This is a genomic window from Tistrella mobilis (genome assembly GCF_041468085.1).
Classification (GTDB): domain Bacteria; phylum Pseudomonadota; class Alphaproteobacteria; order Tistrellales; family Tistrellaceae; genus Tistrella; species Tistrella mobilis_A.
Window position 1 is genome coordinate 387,504 of the sequence record NZ_CP121017.1, and the last position, 18,597, is coordinate 406,100.

Consider the following 18,597-nt stretch of genomic DNA (forward strand, 5'->3'; position numbering starts at 1 on the left):
TTTTCACCGCGCCCAATGCATGTCCTGCAACTGACGGCTGATCTCGGCCGCTGCCGTGCGGACCCGGGTGAGGGCGTCGGTGAGCGGCTGGCCGTCCTGGCCGATCAGCTGGGGGGTGAGACCAGAGACGCTGACAGCAGCCGCGACGCGGCCGCGGGCGTCGCGGACCGGGGCGGCGAGGGCCGAGACGCCCTTCACGATGTCGTCGACCGCAACCGCCCAGCCGCGCTCGCGGATCAGGGCACCGTCCGCTTCCAGGGCCGCCGGCTCGGTCAGGGTATGGGGGGTGGCGGCGCCGAGCGGCCGGGCGAGACGACGCGCGCGTTCCTCGGCGGCAAGATGCGCCAGAAGCAGCCGGGGGGCCGCACCGCGGTTGACCGGCAGGCTTTCGCCGACATTCCAGATCCGGACGTCGACCGGCGGGTTGCCGTGGCTGCGCTCGATGCACATCGCCCCGTCTTCGCGCAGGATCGACAGGAAGGCCATGGCGCGGGTCTCGCGCGCAAGGCCGGCCAGATGCGGGGCCGCCACATTGCGCAGATCCACCGTCACCGGCACCGAGGCGCCGAGGGCGACAACCCCCAGCCCCAGCGCATAGCGCTGGCCGATCGGTTCCTGCTCCACCAGATCCATGCCGATCAGGGTGAGCAGCATGCGCCGGGCGGTCGCCTTGTCGACCACTGCGGCCTCGGCGATTTCGGCCAGGGTCAGCCAGGGGCGTTCGGGGGTGAAGGCACGCAGGATGCGCACCGCCCGTTCCACGGCCCGCACACCGCCGCGCGACGGCTCGTCGCGGCCGTCGGTCTCGTGTTCCGCGGCATGGAGGCCGGCTTCGGCGCCGGACGCCTGAACCATGGCGGGCTTTCCCCTCGGCATGTGGTGTCGATATCCTCTCTGGGCTTATACGCGATGCGCGCCGACCGCAAGGCCGGCGCGCGTTTCAGGTTATTGGCGGAATGGCGATGTGTCGGTCAGCGGGGTTCCGTGCCAGTCAGGAACTGCTCCTGCAACGCCATCACCCGGTCGAAGCCGATGAAGGTCTTGAAGTCGCCGAGCGGCGTCTGGCCGACCGGCAGGTTGATGCGGGTGCTGCGCGCGGCACGCACCGCCGCCAGGTTGCGGCGCATCGCATCGGTCGCGGTCAGCAACGCCACCAGCGGATAATGGGCGATGCCGGCCACCTCCTCGATCTGATCGGGGGTGAGGTCGGTTTCCAGCCAGCGCATGATCTGCAGGGACAGCGGCACGCCGGCGGCATCCCTCAGGCGCTTCAGACTGTCGAGATCGGTGAAGCCGCGGCTGATCGGCTGGATCATGTCGGCGCCGGCGGCGGCATAGCGCTTCGCCCGGGCGATGGTCTCTTCTTCGGTGCCGGCATCGGTGCGGGCCACGATCACCAGATCCGGATCGGTGCGGGCGGCGACGGCGGCGCGGATCTTGGCCTCGCCTTCTTCGACCGTCACCAGTTCCAGCACGTCGGCGATCGCCGGGCAGCGCTTGGGCACGGCCTGATCTTCGACGATCACGGCGGCGACACCCGCCTGCTCGAACTCGCGGACGGTGCGCATCACGTTGATGGCATTGCCATAGCCGGTATCGACATCGGCGATCAGCGGGATCGTGGTCGCGCGGACCATGTTGCGCACCACGGCCAGGTTCTCGGTCATGGTGTAAAGCTCGACATCGGGCTCGCCCAGATGACTGGCCGAGATGGCGAAGCCCGAAGAGAGCATGACGTCGAAGCCGGCTTCCTCGATCAGTTTGGCGCTGACCGCATCGAAGGCGCCGGCCGACCAGGCGGTCTTGCCGGAGGCGAGCATGTCGCGCAGACGCTTGCGGGTGGGCAGGGACATGGGCGGATTTCCTCGTTGGGCTTCTTGTTCGGGGTCAGACGCCGAGGGCGGCCTTGAGGGCGGGCAGATGGCCGCCAAGGGCCAGCAGGCGGCACTCGGCCGGGCTCGGCGGCTCGAAGGGCAGGCTCCGGCCGTTGCTGTGGTTGACGACCAGGTGGCGGTCCCAGTCGATCTCCAGCTCGTCGCCGCGCCGGGCCAGCCCCAGAACCCCCGGACAGGCGATCTGCGGGAAGCCCAGGCTCATTTCGCCGCGGTAATAGGTCGGCGCGAAGCCCTCGGCGATGACGGCGGCGATGCCCAGATGGCGCATGGCGCGCATCGGCGGGGCATGCGGGTGGCCGTAGCCGAAATTGTCGGCCGCGACCAGAACGTCGCCCGGCACGGTCCTGGCGGCGAAGTCCGGATCCTGATCGGCCATGGCGATCGCCGCCAGCTGGTCCAGGTCCTGGATCTTGATGTTCTTCACGCCCACGATCTGGTCGACATCGTAGTCGGGCTGATCGAACACCCAGGCGACCCGGCCGCGGATGGCCGGCAGCTTCAGGTCCTGCGCATCAGACGGCATCGGCGAACTCCGGATGGCGGCGTGGATCGGTGATCCGCCCTTCCAGCGCCGAAGCGGCGACGGTGGCGGCGCTGCAGATGAAGATGTCGGCCTCGGTGCTGCCCATCCGGCCGGGCACGTTGAGCGTGCCGGTCGATACCGCCGTCTGCCCCGGTGCCATGGTGCCGATGCGGCCGTAGCAGAAGTCGCAGGTGGCGGCGCTGATGAAGGCACCGGCCTCGACCAGGGTGGCGATCAGCCCTTCACGTGCGGCCTGGGCCATCACCGCATTGCTGGTGGGGACGACATTCAGCTGGAAACCGGGGGCGATCTGCCGCCCGTCCAGAAGCTTCGCCGCCACGCGCAGATCCTCGATCCGGCCCGAGGCGCAGGAGCCCAGATAGCCCACCTGCACCGGCCGGCCCTCGAATTCCGCCAGATCCCGGGTGTCGGCCGGGCTGGGCGGGGCGACCACGATCGGCCCCAGCTCCGAGAGGTCGAGCGCGATGCGGTCGCGATAGACCGCATCGGCGTCGCTGCGCAGATCCGGCAGGCGGATCCGGCCACGGGCGGCCGAGGCCGCGAGCCGGTCGTCGGGCAGGTCGACCAGACAGGACAGCGCACCCAGGAACATCACCTGGCCGGCGATCGACTGCAGCGCGTCGTCGGAGAGCGTCGCCACCGCCGGGCCGCCCAGTTCCAGTACCGCAAACCGGCAGGCCTTCACGCCCAGGCGGCGGATCAGATGATGGATGACGTCGCGCCCCATCACGCCGGGCTGCAGATGGCCGGTCAGGTCGACCCGTACCGTCTCGGGCACCTTGATGTCGACGCCCGAGCGCACGAACGCCTCGATCAGCGTGCGCCGCGGCAGGTTGACGCCGAGCGCGCCATAGGCGCCGATCTGCGAGACATGGCCGTCGTAATGCACGACGAAGGCGCCGGGCGCGGCATAGCCTTCCTCGACGCAGACCTGGTGACCGATGCCGCGGCGTTCATAAAGCGTGGCGCCGGTCTTCGCGCACCAGTCGCGGGTCGCCTGGTGAACCTGTTCTTCGGCCGGGGTCGATGAGGGGACCATATGGTCGATGAAAATGGCGAAACGTTCGGGCGCGTCGAGCGTGTCGCGGCCGAAATCCTCGGCCATCATCTTGAAGAACTGGTCGGTGTAGCCCGGAAATTCGTAGGCGAGGACGAAATCCGGTCGGGCCTGTACCTCTTCCCCCGCCCGGGCCGTCTCGCGGCCTGAAGCGCGGGCGAGGATCTTCTCTGCCATGGTGAAGCCCATGGGGTCAGCCTCCTTGCGCGAGCGCGGCGCCGGCGATATCGCCGGTGGCCGGGGCGGCGGGTGCCGTCCAGTGCCGTCCGGGGATCGCGGCCAGCAGCGCGCGGGTATAGTCATGGGACGGTGTCTCGAAAACCCGGGCGGTCGGCCCCTCCTCGACGATCCGGCCGCGGCGCATCACCGCCACCCGGTGGCAGATGCGGGCCGCCACGCGCAGGTCATGGGTGATGAACAGGATCGCGAGGTCGAGACGGGTGCGCAGATCGTCGAGCAGCGCCAGGACCTGGGCCTGGACCGAGACGTCCAGTGCCGAGACCGCCTCGTCGGCGATGAGCACCTTGGGATCGAGCGCCAGGGCCCGGGCAATGCCGATCCGCTGGCGCTGACCGCCCGAGAATTCATGCGGCCAGCGATCGGCCGCAGCTTCCGGCAGGCCGACCAGCCTCAGCAGCTCGAACATCCGCCGGCGGACCTCGGCTGCCGGTCGGCCATGGGCGAGGGGGGCCTCGCAGATGATGTCGCCGACCTTGCGCCGCGGGTTGAGCGAGGCGAAGGGGTCCTGGAAGACCACCTGCATCCGGCCGCGCGCCTCTTTCAGGCCGCGTGCGCCCTGCGCCATCAGGTCGGTGCCGTCCAGCATCACCCGGCCGCCATCCGGCTCGATCAGCCGGACCAGGCAGCGGCCGACGGTCGACTTGCCCGAGCCGCTTTCGCCCACGATGCCCAGCACCTCGCCGCGGCGCAGGGTCAGTGCCACATTGTCGGCCGCATGGACCTCGCGGCCGGATCTGCGCGAGAACAGGCTGCGCTCGCCCCGATAGACCTTCTCAAGGCCCGCCACATCCAGCACCACCGGCGCATCGACCGGGATCGGCGGGGCCGCCGCCTCCAGCCGCGGTACGGCACCGATCAGCTTGATGGTGTAGGGATGGCGCGGCCGGTTCAGCACCTCTTCCGCGGTCCCCTGTTCGACCACGCGCCCCGCACACATCACCACCACCCGATGGGCGATCTCGGCCATCACCCCGAAGTCGTGGGTGATGAACATGACACCCATGCCGGTGCGGGCCTGAATCTCGCGGATCAGCTCCAGGATCTGGGCCTGGGTGGTGACGTCGAGTGCCGTGGTCGGCTCGTCGGCGATCAGCAGCTCGGGTTCGTTGGCAAGTGCGATCGCGATCATCACCCGCTGGCGCTGGCCGCCCGAGAGCCGGAAGGGATGGCTCTTCACGATCTTCTCGGGGTCCGGCAGGTCCACCCGGGTCAGCAGCTCGATCACCCGGCGACGGATTGCCGCCCGGTCGCGCATGCCATGGGCGATCAGCGCCTCGGCAATCTGATCGCCGACCGTCATCACCGGGTTGAGCGCGGTCATCGGCTCCTGGAAGATCATCGCGGCCTTGCCGCCGCGCAGCCGCCGGCGTTCGGCGGCCGGAAGATCCAGCAGCTCACGGCCGCCGAAGACCACCCGGCCGGCCGAGGGCGTCAGACCTTCGGGCAGCAGACCCATCACGGCGCTTGCCGACATCGACTTGCCGGACCCGCTTTCGCCCACGATGCAGACGATCTCGCCGCGGCCGATCTCGAAAGAGACCTCCTCGATCGCATTCGGCCGGTCAGCCCCTTCGGGCAGCGGAATGGTCAGGCCCTCGATCGAGAGCAGCGGCCCGCTCATGCCCGCCCCCGGCGCGCCAGGCGCGGGTTGAGGGCGTCGTTCAGGCCTTCGCCGACGAGGTTGAGCGCAAGCACGGTCAGCACGATGGCGACTCCGGGGAAGAAGCTCATCCACCAGGCCTGGCGGATCACGGTACGGGCGGCGCCGACCTGATAGCCCCAGCTCATGAGATCGGGATCGCCGAGGCCCAGGAAGCTGATCGCGCTTTCCATCAGGATCGCGGTCGCGATCATCAGCGAGGCCGAGACGATGATCGGCGCCATGGCATTGGGCAGGATCTGGCGGCAGATGATCACCAGATCGCTCTGCCCGCCCATGCGTGAGGCGAGGACGAATTCGCGGCCGCGCAGGCTGAGGAATTCGGCCCGGACCAGGCGTGCGACCGGCGGCCAGCTGACGGCTGCGATCGCCGCCACGGTCGAGGCGATGGAGGGGGTGAGGATGGCGACCAGCACGACCGCGAAGATCAGGCTGGGGACGGTCTGGAACAGTTCGGTCAGCCGCATCAGCGCGTCGTCGATCCGGCCGCCGAAATAGCCGGCGGTGGCGCCGATCACGACACCCACCCCCACCGTCACCAGGGTCGAGACCAGGCCGATCAGCATCGAGACGCGGGCGCCATGGGCGATGCCCGCCGCAAGGTCGCGGCCGAGCGTGTCGGAGCCGAGCAGGAAGCCGCCGGTCATCGGCGGGGCGAAGGGGCGCCCGGCCATGGTCCAGGGGCTGCCGGGGAAGAGCAGCGGCGCCAGCAGGGCCAGTGCCACCAGGGCCACCAGCACCACGAGGCCGATCACGGCCCCCTTGTGGCGGGCGAAACGGGTCCAGAAGGCGATCATCGGCTCAACGCTCGAAACGGATGCGGGGATCGATCAGGCCGTAGACCAGATCGGTCAGAAGGTTGATGACCACGACCATGGTGGAGGTGACCAGGAACACGCCCAGCAGCACCGAATAGTCGCGCTGGAGCAGGGCGTTGAAGGCCAGCCGGCCGATGCCCGGCCAGGCGAAGACCGTCTCGACCAGGATCGTGCCGCCGACCAGATGGCCCGCCTGGACACCGGCCATGGTGACCACGGGCAGCAGGGCGTTGCGCAGCACATGGGCGCGTTCCACCCGCGCTTCCGTCAGCCCCTTGGCGCGGGCGGTGCGCACGAAATCCTGCGACTGCACCTCCAGCATCTGTGCCCGGGTCAGGCGGGCATAGACGCCGGTGTAGAACAGGCCGAGTGTCATTGCCGGCAGCACCAGATGCCTTGCAACCTCTGCCGTATAGGCGAAGCCGCCGGCGGGCGGGGTTGCGCCATGCATGCCGAAGGCCGGCAGCCAGCCCAGCTCCAGCGAGAAGAGCAGGATCGCCATCAGCCCCACCCAGAACAGCGGCGTCGCATAGAAGGCGAGTGCCAGGGTGGAGACGACCGTATCGACCCAGCCGCCGGGGCGGCGTGCGGCGATCACGCCGGCGGTGATGCCCAGCGCCAGCGAGATCACGAAGGCGGTGATGGTCAGCACCAGGGTTGCCGGCAGGCGTTCCAGGATGATGTCGGCCACCGGCCGGCCCTGGCGGTAGGAGGTGCCGAAATCGAGGGTCGCGACATTGCCCAGATAGACCAGCAGCTGCTCGTGTACCGGTCGGTCCAGACCGAAGCGCTCGCGCAGCTCGTCGAGATAGGCCTGATCGGTCATCGCGGCCTCGCCGGCCATGACCGCGACCGGATCGCCCGGGGCCATGCGGATCAGCACGAAATTCATGCAGGCGATGGCGAGGATGACGGCGACCGCCTTCACGAGGCGCGATGCCGCGCGGTCGAGCTTGACCATCGGTGGCAGGTTTCCTGTGGTGGGGCGCAGAGGAAAGACGAAGACAGAGATCCGGGCGGCGGCAGTCATCGCCACAAGGGGAGACAGGTGGCGGCCTTAAGAGGGAGGGCGCCGCCGCCCGGCCCGGCGGGGGGACGCCGGGGAGGGGAGGAGGGTGGGAAGAGGGGAGAGAGGCTGCCGCGCTCAGCGCTTGGGCAGACGCACGTCTTCCATCTCGCCATTGAGGCCGGTGGCCCCGGTCACGAGGTTCTCGATGCCCGAACGGTAGAGGGTCGGGAACTGCACCTCGATCAGATAGCCGAAATAGGCCTGTTCCGAGATCCGCTGCTGAAGATCCGAGAAGAGCGAGGCCCGGGTGTCGCGGTCGGTCGCGACGGCGGCTTCGCGGAACAGCCGGTCGACCTCCGGATCGTTCAGCCCCGACACATTGGCCGAGGGCGAGCCCTTGACCAGATTGGTCGAGACATAGGCCCGCTCCACGCCCAGCGACGGGTCGCCATACTGGTAGAGCAGGTTGAGGCTGAGATCGTAATCCCAGTCGCCGAGCCGCTTGGCCCAGCCGGCATGGTCGGTCGCGACCGTCTCGGTCCTGATGCCGATCTGCTCCAGCTGCTGGCGGATGTATTCGCCGAGGCGGATATAGGTCTCGCCATAGGGCAGCGGCAGGAAGCGGACGGTGGCGCGCACGCCGTCGGGGCCCTTCTTCAGCCCCATCTCGTCGAGCAGGGCTTCGGCCTTCTTCAGGTCGTAGTCGTAGTTGACCAGCGCCTTTTCGTCGTAGAACGGCGTGGTCGAGGCGATCGGGCCGGCCGACGGCTTCGCGAAGCCGAACCACAGATTATCGACGATGAACTGGCGGTCGATCGCATGCATCACCGCCCGGCGGAAGCGGGCATCGTCCATCGGCGCGCTGCGCAGGTTGAACTGCACCCACATCGTCGGCGACAGCATCTCATAGCCGGCGCGGGTCTCGGTGACACCGTCCGAGGCCGCAAGCCGCTGGACGTCGAAATACTCGATATCGCCGCCGCGCAGCACGTCGACCTCGCCGGTCTCGAAGGCGAGCGCACGGCTGGCCGCATCGGGCACGATCACGAAGTTCAGGCCGTCGAGGTCGGGCTTGCCGGCCTGCCAGTAATCCGCGTTGCGTTCCAGCCGGATGAAGGCGCCGCGCTTCCATTCGGCCAGCTTGAACGGGCCGGTGCCGATCGGGGTCTGATTGGCCGGATTGGTCTGATAGTCGGTGCCCTCGTAGATATGCGCCGGGATCATCGGCGCCGACGAGGTCTCGAAGCCCATGATGAAGGGCGCGAAGGGCGCCTTCAGGGTCATGCGCACGGTATGGTCGTCCAGCGCTTCGATCTTGTCCGCCCGGCTGAAATGGCCGCGGGCACGCGGATGGACCTTGGCAAGGAAGTCGGTCGCCGAGAACACCACATCCTTCGCCGTGAAGGGCCGGCCGTCATGCCAGCGCACGTCCTTGCGCAGATGGAAGGTGTAGACCAGCCCGTCTTCCGAGATCTCCCAGCGCTCGGCCAGATGCGGCCGCGGCTGAAGATCGGGGCCGTAGGTCAGCAGGCCTTCATAGATCTTGCCGGCCACGAACTGGGTCGGGCCCTGCTGGTTCAGGCCCAGCATCAGGGTCGGGGGCTCAGGATGCGCAATCATGCGCAGCACGCCGCCATTGCGTGCGTCTTCGGCCGAAGCCCCGCCGGGCAGGCTGAGGGCGAGCAGGGCCGTTGCGGCGGCGCTGAGCGCCGCCTGCTTCCACAGTGTCCGCATCTTTGGTCGTCCTCCCGTCGGCCGGCCTGTCGGTACCCGGGCATGGGGCACCCGCCGGCTTCACATCTGTCGGCAGGATTCCGTTAAACGGAAGGCGTGTCAATTTATAAAATGAATTTCATCTAATGAAATGACAGGGCCGGCCGATGCAGAATTCGGCGCCCCTTATACATAGCCCGGCGCATCCGCGTTCACCGCCAGCATACGGGCAAGCATGCTGGCCAGCTGGCCGCGTTCGTCCTGGGTGAACATGCGGATCAGATGGCGTTCGGTGGCGGCATGGTCCGCCATGGCGGCATCGGCCAGCGCCACGCCTTTCTCGGTCAGCTCCACGATCACGCTGCGCCGGTCGTTGCGGTCGGAGGTGCGGCGGATCAGCCCGTCTTTTTCAAGGCGCAGCAGCAGGTTGGAGATGCCGCCCGACGAGAACAGCATGGTCTGTTGCAGCTGCGAGGGCGAGAGCCGGTAGGGGGCGCCTTCCACCCGAAGCGTCGCCAGAATGGCATAGGCCGGATATTTCAGCCCATGGGCGGCCAGCGTGGCATTGACCGCCTTCAGGATCACGCCTTCGAGACGAAGGATGCGCCCGACCACGGCCTTGCCCGAGCTGTCGATATCCGGCCGTTCGCGGCGCCAGCGCGCCATGCCCCGGCCGACGGTATCGAAATCGGCCGGATCCCCCGGAGCCGTTCCGACCCCGGCGGGCGTGATCTGGCTGTCGGTCTCGTCGGTGGCAGGGCCTGGGGCCGGATCGGTCTGCATCGGCGGGTGCTGCTCCTGGCTGCGGCGTTTCCACATGGTGGCCCGGCTGACGGTATCTCACAAGTTTCTTTCTTGAAAGATAATCGGAAGAGACCTAGGCTTGCAATCAACGGGACGCATCGCGGCGGGGAGAGGCTGCGAAGACGGCCCGCCGGACGGATCAGGGCCCGGACAGGACAGGGACCCCGCCGGCACCAGGCGCGATGCGCGGCATCACGAACAAGAGAGCCCCATGCGGGGCGCACAGAAATGCCCTTTCGGGCAGGGCACCGGCCGTGGGCCGGGGCACAGGCTGGGAGAACACGGATATGGCGACGGAACGCTCCAATCGCGCGCGGCGGCGGATGACGGCAGGAACCGCTGCGGCGGCCATCACGGCGGCGGTTGCGGTCGCGGCACCGGCTGCGGCATCGGCCGAAGAACTGGTGATCGCAACCTTCGGCGGCTCTTTCGCCGAGGACACCAAAACCTGCCACATCGCCGCCTTCGAAAAGGCGACCGGCGCGACCGTCGCCATGAAGGTCGGCTCGTCCGTGCAGCATGCGGCCGCAATCCGCGCCATGGGCGGGCGCAGCCAGTTCGACGTCGCCTATATGGACGACTCGCTGGCCACCCAACTCGCCAATGAAAAGCTGCTCTCCGAGATCGACACCACGAAGCTCGGCAACGCAGCCGATCTGATCCCGGGCGCCATCCCCGACAACAAGCGCTTCGTGGTGTTCATGCTGGGTGCCACCGCGCTTGCCTACAACCCCGAGATGATGCCCGAGCCGCCGACCTCGTGGACCGATCTCGCCGACCCGAAATGGAAGGGCAAGATCGCGCTGGGCGACGTGACCGGCACCTCGGGCATGCAGTTCCTGCTGGCGATGAACCGGATGCATGGCGGCACGATCGACAATATCGATCCGGGCATCGCCGCGCTGAAGGAACTGGCGCCCTCGGCGGTCACCTTCTACACCCAGGCCGACCAGATCGTGTCGCTGTTCGAACGCGGCGAGATCGCCATGGCGCCCTGGTATCCCGACCGGGTCGGCTCTGCCGCCGACAAGGGGGTTAAGGTCGCGGTCGCCTATCCGAAGGAAGGTGCGGTCGGCATCCGCCCGACGCTGAGCATCCCCGAAGGCGCGCCCCATGCCGATCTCGCGCATAAGTTCGTCGACGTGGTGCTCTCGCCCGAGGGGCAGGCCTGCTTCGCCGAGCGGAAATATGCCGGCCCGGTGAATACCAAGGTCGAACTCAGCGACAAGGTTGCGAAGATCGTGCCGACCGGCGAGGCGCGCGACAACCTCTGGTTCCCTGATCCCCAGACGGTCGCGAGCAACATGCCCGACTGGATCCGGCGCTGGCAGCGCGAAGTCACCCGCTGATCCATCCCATGCACCGCCGCGCCGATACCTCCCCCCTTGGATCGGCGCGACGGTCCTGAACGGCGGCAGGGATGGGGGCTCTCCCCTCCCTGGCCCCCCGGACGCCTGTCTCCCCCCTTGCGGGCGCCCCCTGCCGCCGTTTCTTTCCCGTTTCAGACTGTCTTCCCGCTTCAGACCGTCCTCTTCGCCGGCTGCCCCGCCGGCCGGTGCGCGCCTGCGCCGACCGGCCGGAACGGGGAGCGCTGGCATCGAGGCGCAACCCGACCGCCTGGATGGACCGCCGCCGATGGCCAAGCTGACGATCGACCGACTGCATAAGCGCTATGGCGACACCGAGGTGGTGCGCGACGTCTCCATCACCGTTGCCGACGGGGAATTCGTCTCGCTGCTCGGGCCCTCGGGCTGCGGCAAGACCACGATCCTGCGCATGGTCGCCGGGTTGATCGAGCCCAGCGCCGGGCGGATCATGGCCGGCGACGAAGACATCACCCGCCTGCCCCCGCACCGGCGCCGGATCGGGCTGGTCTTCCAGTCCTATGCCCTGTTCCCGCATCTGACGGTGGCCGAGAACGTCGCCTTCGGCCTGAAACGCCAGGGCGTGCGCGGGGCCGAGCTGTCGTCGCGGGTGAAAGAGGCGCTGGCCCTGGTCCGGCTCGACCATCTGGCCGACCGCTATCCCCGCCAGATGTCGGGCGGGCAGCAGCAGCGGGTGGCGATTGCGCGCGCGGTGGCGCCGCGGCCGCGGATGATGCTGTTCGACGAGCCGTTGTCCAATCTCGACGCCCAGCTGCGCGACGAGATGCAGATCGAGCTGAAGCGTCTTCAGGGCCGGCTCGGCATCACCAGCCTGTTCGTGACCCATGACCAGGCCGAAGCCCTGTCGCTGTCGGACCGGGTCTGCGTGCTGGCCCATGGCGTGATCCAGCAGTTCGATGCGCCCGAGGCGATCTATGCCCGGCCGGCCAACGGTTTCGTCGCGAGCTTCATCGGCCGGCCCAACCGGCTTCAGGGCCGGGTGGAGACGGCAGGGCCGGCGGGCCGGGTGCGGATCGGCCCCGAGCTCATCCTCGCCGCGGCCGACCCGCAGGTCGCGGCAGGTGGCGCGGCCGAAATCATCATCCGGCAGGAAGCGATCCGGATCCTGGGTCCCGAAGCGGATGTTCCGCATGCGGTTGCGGGCGAAATCGCCTTCCGCTCCTTCACCGGTGCCCGGGTGCAGTATGTGGTGAAGCTGGCCGGCGGTGTGGAGATGATCGCCGAGACATCTTCCGCCGGCCCCGGTGCCGATCTGGCCCCGGGGGCGGCCGTCCGGCTCGCCATCGATCCGGGTCAGGTCTTTGCGATGCCGGCGGGAGGTGCCGCATGATCATGCGCCGCCGAACCGGGCTGGGGCTGGTCTCGCCCCTGATGCTGGTGCTGATCGCGTGCTTCCTGGCACCGGTCATTCTGATGCTGCCGACCAGTTTTCGCGAATACCTGCCGGGCATGGGCATCACCCCCGGCAGCTGGACCCTCGACAACTACACCCAGATCGTCACCGACGACTATTACCGCGAGGTGGTCTGGCGGACCTTCGGCCTGGGATTGCTGGTCACCGCGATCGCGCTGGTCATCGGCTATCCGCTGGCGCTGATGATCGCCCGCGGCCCGGCGCGCTGGCGGGTGCCGCTGACGCTGGCGGTGATCTTCCCGATGATGCTGAACCTGGTGGTGCGCTCCTTCGGCTGGATCGCGCTGCTCGCCAATCGCGGCCTGCTCAATAATCTTCTGATCGATCTCGGCCTGATCGACACGCCGCTCAAGCTCATGTTCAACATGACCGGCGTGGTGATCGGCCTGGTCCATATCTACCTGCCCTTCATGGTGCTGATGCTGGTGGCGGCGATCCAGGCCGTGCCGCGCGATGTGGAGGCGGCGGCAGCCACCCTCGGCGCCGGGCGGATCCGGACCTTCTTCATGGTCACCCTGCCGCTGACCGCCTCGGGCATCCTGGCCGGCTCGATCCTGGTCTTCGTGCTCACCATCAGCGCGCTGGTCACCCCGCGCATGCTCGGCGGTGCCACCTACCGGGTGCTGGCCACGGTCATCTACGACGAATACATGCAGCTTCTGAACTGGCCGGGCGGGTCGGCACTCGCCTTCGCGCTCACCGTCACCGCACTGGTGGTGGTGTGGATCTCGGGCCGGCTTGCGAAGCGCTGGGGAGGTCTCGCATGACACTTGCACCCGGACGCGCCGTGGCGGTCACCGCCGTGCTGGTGGTGATTTTCCTGCAATTGCCGGTGGTGGTGACGGTGCTCGCCGCCTTCAGCAGCACCTCCTACCTCACCATTCCGCCCCAGGGGCTGACGCTCGGCTGGTTCGCCAAGGTGTTGAGCGATCCGGACTATCTGAGCGCGATCTGGCTGAGCCTGCTGCTGGCCGTGGTCTCGACCACGATCTCGCTGGTGCTGGGCGTCGCCGCCGCCTGGGCGTTGCACGCCAAGGCCCTGCCGGGATCGGACGCGATCGCATCCTTCCTCATGGCACCGCTGGTTTTCCCCTCGGTCGTGATCGGCGTCGCCCTGCTGCAATATGTCAGCCTGCTCCGGCTCTATGGCGGCACCGGCGTGCTGATCGCCGCCCATGTGGTGATCACCGTGCCCTATATCGTCCGCGCGGCGCTTTCCAGCCTCGGCGGCATCGACCGCTCGCTCGACGAGGCGGCGCGGGTGCTGGGTGCTACCGGTTTCGAGGCCTTCCGCCTGGTCACCCTGCCGCTGATCCGCCCGGGGCTGATCGCCGGCGCGCTCTTCGCGCTCGTCACCTCGCTCGACAACGTGCCGGTCACGATCTTCCTGCTCGGCCCCGGCCAGCAGACCCTGCCGGTGCTGATCTTCTCCTCCGTCGAACATGGCGTCGACCCCAGCGTGGCCGCGGTCTCTACCCTGATGATCGTGCTGACCGGGCTGATCCTGTTCGTCGCCGAACGCCGCACCGGTTTCCACAAATTCGTGTGAGCGGGAGGGAGTCGTTTTAGCCCCTCGCCGGGCGGGTGCTCCCGCACCCTTGGCCGCCGCCTCAATGGCGGGAGTCTTTAAGTCCCTCGCCGGGCGGGCGCTCCCGCGCCCTTGGCCGCCGCCTCAATGGCGGGAGTCTTTAAGTCCCTCGCCGGGCGGGTGCTCCCGCACCCTTGGCCGCCGCCTCAATGGCGGCTGGGAGCTGGTCAGTCCTCACCCGGCGGGTGCATCCGTGCCCCTGCTCGCCGCCATGTTGGCCGAAATCCTAAAGTCGGAACGCTGCATCCCATGTCCTTCCATCCCGACGGCTTTCCCCTTTTCCTGACCTTCGACCTCGATGCCGAGACCATGTGGACGGCGCGGGATCCGAACAACGCCAACCGGCCGATCCTGATGTCGCAGGGGGCCTATGGCTGGAAGGTCGGCATCTGGCGGATCCTCGATCTGCTCGACCGCTATGGCGTCAAGTCGACCTTCTTCGTGCCCGGGCTGGTGATGGAGCAGCGCCCCCAGGTGGTCGAGGCCCTGTTGACCCGCGGCCACGAGATCGCCCATCACAGCTGGAGCCATGCCTGGATCGTCAACCTCACGCCTGAGCAGGAGCGCGAGGAGATGGAGAAGGGCATCGAGATCATCAAGCGGATGACCGGCCGGGCGCCGCGCGGCTGGCGCTCGCCCGCCGCCGAGTTCAGCCCGATCACGATGGATCTGCTGGTCGAGAACGGCTTCGACTATTCCTCGAATTTCTTCGACGACGACAGCCCCTATATCCACAACCATAAAGGGCAGAAGACGAAGCTGGTCGAACTGCCCTTTCGCTGGGTGCTGGATGATGCGCCCTTCTTCCAGTACTCGATCATCCTGCCCGGCCGCACGCTCCAGGCGCCCTCGGCAGCGCTCGAAGCCTGGACGCTCGAATTCGACACGCTCTATGCCGAGGACCGGATGATGATGCTGGGCATGCACCCCCAGCTGATCGGCCAGCCCTCGCGGCTCAAGCTGCTCGAAGGCATCATCGAACATGCGCTGAAGCATCCCCGGGTGGTGATCGGCCGCTGTGACGAGCTGGTCGATGCCATGCGTCCCGGCCTTGAAGCGGCGGCGTCATGAACCGTAACCGGGATTTCGAGGGCCGCCGGATCCTGATCACCGGCGGGGCCAGCGGCATCGGCCTCGCCACCGCCCGGATGATCGCGGAGCGCGGCGGCCGTGCCGCCGTGCTGGATCGCGACCGGGCGGCCCTCGACCGGCTCGATATCACGGGCGTCACCGGTCATGCGGCCGATGTGGCCGAGACCGCCGGCGTCGAGGCGGCAGTGGCCGCCGCGGCGGACGAGATGGGCGGCATCGACGGCGTCGTCTGTGCCGCCGGCATCGACCACGAAGAGCCGCTGGCGCGGATCACCGATGCCGCCTGGGCGCGCAGCATCGGCGTCAACCTGACGTCCCCGATGCTGGTGATGCGCGCGGCTCTGCCGCACCTGGCGGCCGCGGGTGCGGCTTCGGCGGTGTTCATTTCGTCGGCCGCCGGTCTGGTGCCGCTCAAGGGCCGGGCCAGCTATTGCGCCGCCAAGGCCGGGGTCGTGATGCTCGCCAAATCGCTCGCCATGGAGCTGGCGGATCAGGGGGTGCGGGTGAACGCCATCTGCCCCGGCGCCATCGACACGCCGCTCTTCCGCACCTCGTGGGAGCCCAAGCCCGACCCTGAGGCGACGCTGGCCGCGATCCGCCGCCGCTATGCGCTGGAACGGATCGGCACCCCCGACGAAATCGCTGCGGCGGTGCTCTGGCTGCTCGGCCCCGAGGCCGGCTATGTCACCGGCGTCGCACTCGCCGTCGACGGCGGCCGCAGTTTCCACTGATCAGATCCACGGTCAATCAAGGAGAGGCCGGCCATGGCACGGTTTTCGGACAGGGTGGTGATCGTGACCGGTGCCGCGAACGGCATCGGTGCCGCAACGGTCCGGCGCTTCCTGGGTGAGGGCGCGCGCGTGGTCGGTGTCGATCTGGATGATGCCGGGCTGGCGGCGGTCTTCGAGGGGGCCGGCCAGGACGGGATGGCGGTTGCCGGCGACTGCACCGATCCGGCGGTGCTGGGCCGCGCCTATATGCAGGCGGTTGACCGTTTCGGCCCGATCGACGTGCTGTTCAACAATGTCGGCCAGAGCGCCCGCGAGCGCGCCGGCCCCTTCCATGCCTCGGAAGAGGGCGTGTGGCGCTTCGTGATGGAGGTCAGCCTGATGACCACCCTGCGCATGACCCGGCTGGTGCTGCCGGAAATGCGCAGCCGCGGCACCGGCCGGATCATCAACATGTCGAGCGACGGTGCCTTCGTCGGCGATGCCGGCATCGTCGACTATGCCGCCGCCAAGATGGGCGTGATCGGCTTTACCCGCGCCCTGGCGCGCGAGAATGCCGGCCTCGGCATCACCGTCAACGCCGTTGCCCCCGGCGCCATCGCCACCCGCGCCCACGATCGGCTGACGCCCGAGGTGGTGGACCGGATCAAGGCCCAGACCCCGGCGGGCTTCGTGGGCGTGCCCGAGGATGTCGCCGGCGTGGTCGCCTTTCTCGCCAGCGACGATGCCCGCTACGTCACCGGCCAGACCCTGCTGATCGACGGCGGCCGCTGGATGATCTGAACCGGCGCCCGCGGCCCCCCTTCCGAACACGAGGACCGCCCCCATGACCACCGATATCACCGGCTTCTCCGCCCGCGATCTCGCCCGCCTGATCCGCCGCCGCGAGGTCTCGGCGGTCGAGGCGACGGAGGCGGTGCTCGCCCGGATCGAAGACCGTGCGGATCTCAACGCCTTCATCACCGTCTGTGCCGACGAGGCCCGTGCCGAGGCCCGTGCCGCCGATGATCGCGTGCGGTCGGCCGAAGATCCCGACACCCTGCCGCCGCTGCTCGGCGTGCCCTATTCGGTCAAGGATCTGACGCTGACCCGGGGGGTACGCACCACCATGGGCTCGGCCATCTTCCGCGATTTCGTGCCCACCCAGGATGCCGTCGCCGTCGCCCGCGCCCGTGCCGCCGGGGCGGTGCTGGTCGGCAAGACCACCACTCCCGAATTCGGCCACAAACAGGCCGCCGACGCGCCGATCTTCGGCCGCACCCTGAACCCGATCGACCCGAAGGTCACCTGCGGCGCCTCCAGCGCGGGTGCCGCGGTCGCGGTCGCGGCCGGCATGGGGCCGATCGCACTCGGCACCGATGGCGGCGGCTCGATCCGCATCCCGGCCGCCTGCTGCGGCATCGTCGGCCTGAAGGCCACCCTCGGCCGCATCCCGCACCTCCAGCTGCCCGACCTGATCGCTGCCAATTCCTTCGTCGGCCCCATGGCGCGCGACGTCGCCGACACCGCTCTGCTCTTCGACGCCATCCAGGGCTTCGACGCCCGCGACCCCTGGGGCCAGGGCGGCCTGCCGCCCGAACGCCGCGCCACCACGCTCGATGGCCTGCGCGTCGCCTATCTGCGCAGCTGCGGCACCCGGGTCGACCCGCGCGTGCTCGCCGCCACCGACGCCGCCGTCGCCCGCATGATCGAGGCCGGCGCCCGCGTCCACGAGATCGAGATCGATTTCGCGTCGGAAGAGCGCCATTTCCTGGTCATCCTGCAATCCGGCCTCGCCGCCCGCGTCGGCCCCGAGCTCGCCCGCTTCCGCGACCAGCTCGACCCCTCGCTGGTGATGACCATCGAGAAAGGCCTCACCCACTCGGCCGTCGACCTCTCCGCCGCCGCCGCCGCCCGCACCGCGCTTTTCGGCCGCCTCCAGGACGAACTCGCCCGCGCCGACGTCATCGTCTCCCCCACCCTGACGGCACCGCCGCTGCCGGTCGACCAGGATCCCAACGGCATCGTCACCATCGCGGGCGAGGCGGTCGGCACCATCCGCGGCGCCTGGTACCCCTACACCTTCCCCCTCAACCTCACCGGCCACCCGGCCCTCTCCATGCCCTGCGGCACCACCCCCGATGACGGCCTGCCCCTCGCGCTCCAGATCATCGGCCGCTGGCACGACGACCGCTACATTCTGGACGTCGCCGGACTGGTAGAGACGGCGCTCGGCTGACGGACAGGCCGGCGCCCTCTGCTCCGCAAGACCAGGGCTGCCGCCCTGGACCCGCCCGGAGGCGAGGCCTCCGGACCTCCGGATTTCGCTCCGCCCGCAAATATCATCCGCATGTCCGTAAATGTCAGACTCCACCCTGTAAAATAATCGCACAAACTCTCCGCAGTCATCCCGGCGAAGGCCGGGATCCAGGTAGGCCTCTATCCCAATGAACAAAAATACGTGGCACACCGGTAATATCACGCGCCCAGTCAGCCATGATCTGATCCCGCATATCCCGTATCCTTTACGCAAACACGAGCCCGGCCATCGGCCTGTCGGGCAACGCCCTGCACAATAAAAGCCGGCCCCTGTCTTTCCGGCTGCCACAGCCCCGATAGCCACCCCAGCCCGACCGCAGATCCACCCCGCCTCACCCGCGAACCCCAAGCT

General features: G+C 68.6%; 17 protein-coding genes. 8 read left to right on the plus strand and 9 right to left on the minus strand.

The genetic code is table 11. The annotated features are described in order from the left end of the window. Positions 1-3: 3 nt before the first annotated feature. The 9 genes from P7L68_RS07555 to P7L68_RS07595 all read right to left on the minus strand — a co-directional run bounded on the left by P7L68_RS07555 (position 4) and on the right by P7L68_RS07595 (position 9,719). Positions 4-855 (minus strand): IclR family transcriptional regulator, encoded by an 852-nt coding sequence (locus tag P7L68_RS07555; protein ID WP_372003835.1) that lies wholly within the window; start codon positions 853-855, stop codon positions 4-6. A 116-nt stretch (positions 856-971) separates the two neighbouring features. After that, entirely contained in the window at positions 972-1,853 is an 882-nt protein-coding gene (locus tag P7L68_RS07560; protein ID WP_372003837.1) for an oxaloacetate decarboxylase, read from the minus strand. A gap of 34 nt (positions 1,854-1,887) precedes the next feature. Continuing rightward, positions 1,888-2,418, minus strand: a complete 531-nt coding sequence (locus tag P7L68_RS07565) for a 3-isopropylmalate dehydratase (RefSeq protein WP_372003839.1) — start codon at positions 2,416-2,418, stop codon at positions 1,888-1,890. After that, positions 2,408-3,685, minus strand: coding sequence for an aconitase family protein (locus tag P7L68_RS07570; protein WP_372003841.1), 1,278 nt, complete (start codon positions 3,683-3,685; stop codon positions 2,408-2,410). Before P7L68_RS07570 ends, P7L68_RS07565 begins: the two co-directional genes overlap by 11 nt. Positions 3,686-3,689: 4 nt before the next feature. Beyond that, the gene (locus P7L68_RS07575) at positions 3,690-5,357 is read right to left on the minus strand and encodes an ABC transporter ATP-binding protein (protein ID WP_372003843.1); all 1,668 of its coding nucleotides are present in this window, start codon (positions 5,355-5,357) and stop codon (positions 3,690-3,692) included. Further along, positions 5,354-6,193: an ABC transporter permease gene (locus tag P7L68_RS07580; RefSeq protein WP_372003844.1), complete on the minus strand. Its 840-nt coding sequence runs from the start codon at positions 6,191-6,193 to the stop codon at positions 5,354-5,356. Before P7L68_RS07580 ends, P7L68_RS07575 begins: the two co-directional genes overlap by 4 nt. A gap of 4 nt (positions 6,194-6,197) precedes the next feature. Next, on the minus strand, positions 6,198-7,175 hold the full coding sequence (locus P7L68_RS07585; RefSeq protein WP_372003845.1) for an ABC transporter permease: 978 nt from the start codon (positions 7,173-7,175) through the stop codon (positions 6,198-6,200). A gap of 183 nt (positions 7,176-7,358) precedes the next feature. Continuing rightward, positions 7,359-8,957 (minus strand): ABC transporter substrate-binding protein, encoded by a 1,599-nt coding sequence (locus P7L68_RS07590; protein WP_372003847.1) that lies wholly within the window; start codon positions 8,955-8,957, stop codon positions 7,359-7,361. A 165-nt stretch (positions 8,958-9,122) separates the two neighbouring features. Beyond that, the gene (locus tag P7L68_RS07595; RefSeq protein ID WP_372003849.1) at positions 9,123-9,719 is read right to left on the minus strand and encodes a MarR family winged helix-turn-helix transcriptional regulator; all 597 of its coding nucleotides are present in this window, start codon (positions 9,717-9,719) and stop codon (positions 9,123-9,125) included. Between the two features lie 308 nt (positions 9,720-10,027). Between P7L68_RS07595 and P7L68_RS07600 the strand changes: the two genes are divergently transcribed. The 8 genes from P7L68_RS07600 (at position 10,028) to P7L68_RS07635 (ending at position 18,165) form a co-directional block, all read left to right on the plus strand. After that, positions 10,028-11,089 (plus strand): ABC transporter substrate-binding protein, encoded by a 1,062-nt coding sequence (locus tag P7L68_RS07600; protein WP_372003851.1) that lies wholly within the window; start codon positions 10,028-10,030, stop codon positions 11,087-11,089. A gap of 286 nt (positions 11,090-11,375) precedes the next feature. Further along, positions 11,376-12,455: an ABC transporter ATP-binding protein gene (locus P7L68_RS07605; RefSeq protein WP_372003853.1), complete on the plus strand. Its 1,080-nt coding sequence runs from the start codon at positions 11,376-11,378 to the stop codon at positions 12,453-12,455. Further along, positions 12,452-13,306 carry an ABC transporter permease gene (locus P7L68_RS07610; protein WP_372003855.1) on the plus strand — a complete coding sequence of 285 codons (855 nt, stop codon included), beginning with the start codon at positions 12,452-12,454 and terminating at the stop codon, positions 13,304-13,306. The genes P7L68_RS07605 and P7L68_RS07610 overlap by 4 nt, the downstream gene beginning before the upstream one ends. Then, entirely contained in the window at positions 13,303-14,088 is a 786-nt protein-coding gene (locus tag P7L68_RS07615; protein WP_372003857.1) for an ABC transporter permease, read from the plus strand. The genes P7L68_RS07610 and P7L68_RS07615 overlap by 4 nt, the downstream gene beginning before the upstream one ends. A gap of 288 nt (positions 14,089-14,376) precedes the next feature. Then, the gene (locus P7L68_RS07620; RefSeq protein ID WP_372003859.1) at positions 14,377-15,198 is read left to right on the plus strand and encodes a polysaccharide deacetylase; all 822 of its coding nucleotides are present in this window, start codon (positions 14,377-14,379) and stop codon (positions 15,196-15,198) included. After that, the gene (locus P7L68_RS07625; RefSeq protein ID WP_372003861.1) at positions 15,195-15,950 is read left to right on the plus strand and encodes an SDR family NAD(P)-dependent oxidoreductase; all 756 of its coding nucleotides are present in this window, start codon (positions 15,195-15,197) and stop codon (positions 15,948-15,950) included. The genes P7L68_RS07620 and P7L68_RS07625 overlap by 4 nt, the downstream gene beginning before the upstream one ends. Before the next feature lie 33 nt (positions 15,951-15,983). Beyond that, positions 15,984-16,730, plus strand: coding sequence for an SDR family NAD(P)-dependent oxidoreductase (locus P7L68_RS07630; protein WP_372003863.1), 747 nt, complete (start codon positions 15,984-15,986; stop codon positions 16,728-16,730). 43 nt (positions 16,731-16,773) lie between these two features. Continuing rightward, on the plus strand, positions 16,774-18,165 hold the full coding sequence (locus P7L68_RS07635) for an amidase (RefSeq protein ID WP_372003865.1): 1,392 nt from the start codon (positions 16,774-16,776) through the stop codon (positions 18,163-18,165). Positions 18,166-18,597 lie beyond the last annotated feature (432 nt).